This is a genomic window from Aureimonas sp. ME7 (assembly GCF_903970965.1).
Lineage (GTDB): Bacteria > Pseudomonadota > Alphaproteobacteria > Rhizobiales > Rhizobiaceae > Aureimonas.
The window spans coordinates 1-4,336 of sequence record NZ_CAJCKW010000036.1 but is presented as its reverse complement, the minus strand read 5'-3'; the positions used below and the strand labels follow the sequence as shown (position 1 = coordinate 4,336).

Sequence of the window (4,336 nt, the reverse complement as noted above, 5' to 3'; positions counted from 1 at the left end):
TGTGAAATCGGCGACCAATGGGATGGCCCAGTGTATCACGCGCAGGTTTGTGGGCTGGGGCGGTAGCAGATCGTCCTACCACGCGTTGGCTACGCCTTGGCGGCTGCAAGGGCTGCGATCAAACGGAGTGTGTGAACACGCCTGCAATTGTGAGTCTGACGCATATTCGATGACGGTTAGAGTGCGCTGAGGAGCCTTGCTTCGAGAAGGTCGAGTTTGGCGCGGCCATACATCTGACGTTTGATGAGCTTGAGCCGGTTGACATGCCCTTCGGTTTGGCCGTTCGACCAGGGCTCGGTGACGGCAGCGCGTATGGTGTCGAGATCCTTGGTGATACCGCGGACGAACGATGCGATCAGGCTAGGCGCAGCATCACGGAGCCACTCATCGAGATCGGCATCGGCTTTGCGTCGAACGATCGAATGGAAACGGTCGATCAGGGTCCGGGCCTCCACCAAAGCCGGCGCTCGTTCTTCGATCGCGGCGACGGTCAGAGTTTCGGCTTTGGTCAGAGTTTCGGCTTTGGTCAGATGATCGCGCTTCAGCGTCATCAGGCGAGCGATGGTTCGGGCGGACGGAGGTTTTCGAAGCTGGGCGTTGATCATTCGCTCCGAACGGCGTCGGCGCGTTGCCCATTCGGAGACGACGCGGGTTGATCCGGCAAAGCCAAGGGCCCGAAGGCGGCGCTAGAGTTCGGCGCCGTTGCGGCAGCCTGCTTTCCACTGCGCGTCGAGGAACGGAAGATGAAGATCGAGCGAGCCCTGACGGGTGCGGAACACGTCGGTGCGCTCGCCGCGCACGATAAGCCGTACGAACTTGCGGCTGCGCCCCGTCCGTCGGACGATCTCCTTAATCGACGTACCGTTGGTCGCAAGATCCGCGATGACGGCGTTTGTTTCCTGGCGGCGCAGATAGCCTTCGTATTGGAGCCGCTCGGCCGATATCAGAAGTTTGGGATCGATCACCCTCGCATCGAGCGAAGTCCGGATCGGCTTCATCGACTTGACCACCGCCTCAAGAAACTCTGATCGTCGGATGGTGTGCCAGGCATGCGGCCACCGTTCCAATCTCCCGGTCCGGCAGCAGCGTAACGATCCGGCGCCATTCGAGATCGCAGACGATCGTGCCGTAGCGGTGGTTGCGTCGGAACGCCCAGTCATCGACCCCGACCACTGTCATGGGATCGTCAAGGGAACGAGCCCGGGGCCGTACGACGCGAAGCAGCGTGTCGTTGCTCACCAGCAGCATCAGCCTTGCAGCAAAGACGGCTCCGGGTCATCCGCCCAGAGCGAGGCCGACGTGATGAACGATGTCTTCCAGGCGTCCGGTGCGTCGTGAGCGCTCCGCCACAGTCGTCCCGAAGCGTTCTGCGAAAATCTTCCTGCGACAACCGAGCCCGTCACACCGGAAGCGCCGCGTCACCAGTCGAAGTTGGACAGGTCGACCGCCCAAGAGCAGGTTCGCCAACCGTCGATGGTAGCGACTGTGAACGCGCTGCGAGGGACGATCACAGGACGGGCACGGCACGCAAGAGGCGCGGGCCGAAGCAGTAACGATGAGAACGCCGTCCGAGAACTCTTTGTGATCAACGGCAAGCCCGGGCGGAACTACTGATGAAAGCGAAAGGCGGCACGACATGGCAGCGATCCCTATCGGAAACCGCCATTCCCACCGTCAAACTGCACCAAAGATGAGTCAGTCCCAGCTTTGAAAGCGATTTGACACGCACCGGGCCTTGAACCATTGCCGATCTTGATCCACGAGCGTGATCGAAGCCATCGTCGTGCCGAGTATGCGTTGAGCCAGCTCGGCCAAGGCATCGAAATCACGTTCCGGCGGGGTGTCGAGAAGGGCGATCTCGACTGGAGCCTGTTTGCGAAGGGCTTCCCGACGATCTTCAGACATGCGGCAACTTTCTCTGGTTCTCAGACTCGTGACGCAGTCGGCCGGGCTCCTTGAACTTGTATGGGGCGTGGCTTTCCGTTTCGTTTCCACGAATACCCGATGCACCCGACCCCGTCATATTCGGTCATATGCATTCCGTCTGATGCACTTCGCTTCACGCAAGGTCCGCACACGCTGGAGGCGCGAAAAATACAACCTGAAGCGACTAGAGGCGATCCTGTCCATGTCAAGAATCAGATCGAGAATTTACATAGTAATGGCTCTGGCGAGCGGTCTCCTGCCTGCCAACGCGTGGGCGGCGTCTGCCTCCGTGACCTTCACTGGAAAGGTCGAAGCGACATGTTCGATCACCATCGTCGATGGTGCCGGCAAGCTTGTGCCGGATGCGACCGCGCGTGTGTTGAGTTCCAAAGCCGGCGGGGGCAAGGCCGCCAAAGTCGATGTCACGACGACCGGCGGAACGAGTGTCAGCATCGGGGCCACCCCGTCCACGACGGTTCCCACGACCGATACGACAACAACGACCTGGGTGCCGACCTACGCGATGACAGGGGCCCAGTCCGTTGCGGAAACCGGTGCATCCACTCCAATGGTGGGTGCAGGCACGCGCAACGTCGATATTCATCTCGTCGGCACCAAGACCGGCACGGACACCTTCATGGCTGGCGACTACTCGGCGACGGTGACCGTGACATGCCAGTAGCGCGTCTCATTCCCTTCATGGTGATGATCGGGGCGGCAGCCCTCTCGAACGAGCCATCCCTGGCCCAGTCGATGACGCCCATGCGGGCGGAAGTGCGCAGCGTCGCGGACTCGTTTGCGGTCCGCGTGTATCCGGCCAATCCCTACGACCATCCGATCAAGGTCGAGATCAAAGTGTACGACCAGGATTTTGCGCTTGTGCCCGGTGCTCGGGCTGCTGCCAGCCCCATCATGTTGTCGACGGGGGCATCGCGCCCGATCGTCGTCGTCATACCCTTCGACGGCCAGACCGAGCGCAAGGTGCGCATCTGCGCCGAGAGCATTCCCTATCCCAACTCGCACTCTCAAATCCGAGCTCAGATATGTGGCAAGTTCTTCGGCAGACGCTTGTCCTGACAGGCGCTCTCGTCTTTGTCGGTGTCGCCTCGGCCAACGCCGAGGACATCTACTACCTCAATCAAAGCCAAAGCGGTTTCAACCTGCCAGGGGTTTCCCTCCCCCAGGGCCAGGACGAGGTGCGAGCGGCAGACGGCACGACGTGCCGGTCGGCAGTGGGAGGATCAGGTGCCTACCTCGATGTCGGCGCGATCAACGGCTCTAACAACCGGAACAACGACGTCGCGACCTATGGGCGTGTCGTCATCCCCATCGGCCGCAGCGGCAAGCGCCTGAACTGCTCCGAACTTTACGAACTGGAAGTGGCGCGGCTGCGGGCTGAACTGAAGCTCCTGCAGATGGGGGTCGCCAACGGCAGATCCAGCCGTCAGGACGCTGCGACGCAGGGCGGAGTTAGCGACAGCGCCGCCTGGGCGAACACAGGTTGGACCGATGACAAGAAACGCTGAAAGAGTTTGCATTGTCAGAAACCTGGGCCGTTTCCTGGCAATAATCACGGCATTCCTCGGCATGGCCGGACAGGCCAAGGCGCTCGTCGATGTCAGTGTCGGCACCTGTACGCTAATCGTCTCCTCGACCGGCACGCTGGCTCCGTCGCCGAACCTGCGCACCCTTTCGACCGAGAACCCTGGTGGGCGGGCAGCTCGTGTCCGTGTCTCCACAGTTCTCAAGGTCGGAGTGTCGCCCCTGACCTGCAGCACCGTTCTTCAGGTCAACTGCTTTCGCGTCACCATCGTGCCGCCCACGCAGTTCTCGTCCGCGCCGCTGAACGGGGATGCCAACGTTGCCTTCACACCCACCGTGAGCACTGCGGGCGGATCGTCGTTTCTCGATCTTCTCTCGCTTGTGGTTCTGTATGGCGACCGCGATCTCGACCTTGGCCTTACGGCGACCAAGACCCAAGGCGTTTTCAGTGCCGGCCTATATCAAGCCGAGCAAACTGTCCGGTGCGAGTGACGATCAAACGGTCGACCCAAACCTTCGTCGGCTTCAGCGCCCCTTTGGCGCCGACCGTGCGGCCCGCGTTCCATGCCTTAAGTGAACTGATGACCGGAGCGAATAGCGTATGTCCCATTGTCGTTCTCTCATGGCCAGAATTGCCGATGGGAGTGTGCGATTAGGGACGCGCCACCGGGTGCCTCCGTTCGAGATGGGCTGAAAGCCGGCCTGCAGCTTTCGGGATGATCACGCGTAAAGCTCCCCTTTCCGCTATCGACCCTGGCTGTGTCAAAACCCTGCATGTGCTATTCTCATCGGGGATGACCGGAGGGTGGCATGGGACGCTTCGTTGTCGGCACCGATCGCGAACAGGCGACGCTGTTTCCACCCTGTC

General features: G+C 61.1%; 4 protein-coding genes and 2 pseudogenes. 4 read left to right on the top strand and 2 right to left on the bottom strand.

The annotated features are described in order from the left end of the window. Positions 1-176: 176 nt before the first annotated feature. A pseudogene (locus H7A85_RS20575) lies at positions 177-1,638 on the bottom strand (transposase). Between the two features lie 87 nt (positions 1,639-1,725). Then, positions 1,726-1,905 (bottom strand): annotated as a pseudogene (locus H7A85_RS20570) (deubiquitinase); the annotation flags it as partial. Between the two features lie 256 nt (positions 1,906-2,161). Between H7A85_RS20570 and H7A85_RS20565 the strand changes: the two are divergent. The 4 genes from H7A85_RS20565 to H7A85_RS20550 are packed head-to-tail and all read left to right on the top strand — an operon-like array spanning position 2,162 to position 3,960. Further along, entirely contained in the window at positions 2,162-2,608 is a 447-nt protein-coding gene (locus H7A85_RS20565; RefSeq protein ID WP_182422403.1) for a hypothetical protein, read from the top strand. Beyond that, on the top strand, positions 2,599-3,003 hold the full coding sequence (locus tag H7A85_RS20560) for a hypothetical protein (RefSeq protein WP_182422402.1): 405 nt from the start codon (positions 2,599-2,601) through the stop codon (positions 3,001-3,003). The genes H7A85_RS20565 and H7A85_RS20560 overlap by 10 nt, the downstream gene beginning before the upstream one ends. Continuing rightward, on the top strand, positions 2,970-3,452 hold the full coding sequence (locus tag H7A85_RS20960) for a hypothetical protein (RefSeq protein WP_244631304.1): 483 nt from the start codon (positions 2,970-2,972) through the stop codon (positions 3,450-3,452). The genes H7A85_RS20560 and H7A85_RS20960 overlap by 34 nt, the downstream gene beginning before the upstream one ends. Continuing rightward, positions 3,436-3,960: a hypothetical protein gene (locus H7A85_RS20550; protein WP_182422401.1), complete on the top strand. Its 525-nt coding sequence runs from the start codon at positions 3,436-3,438 to the stop codon at positions 3,958-3,960. The genes H7A85_RS20960 and H7A85_RS20550 overlap by 17 nt, the downstream gene beginning before the upstream one ends. Positions 3,961-4,336: the final 376 nt, after the last annotated feature.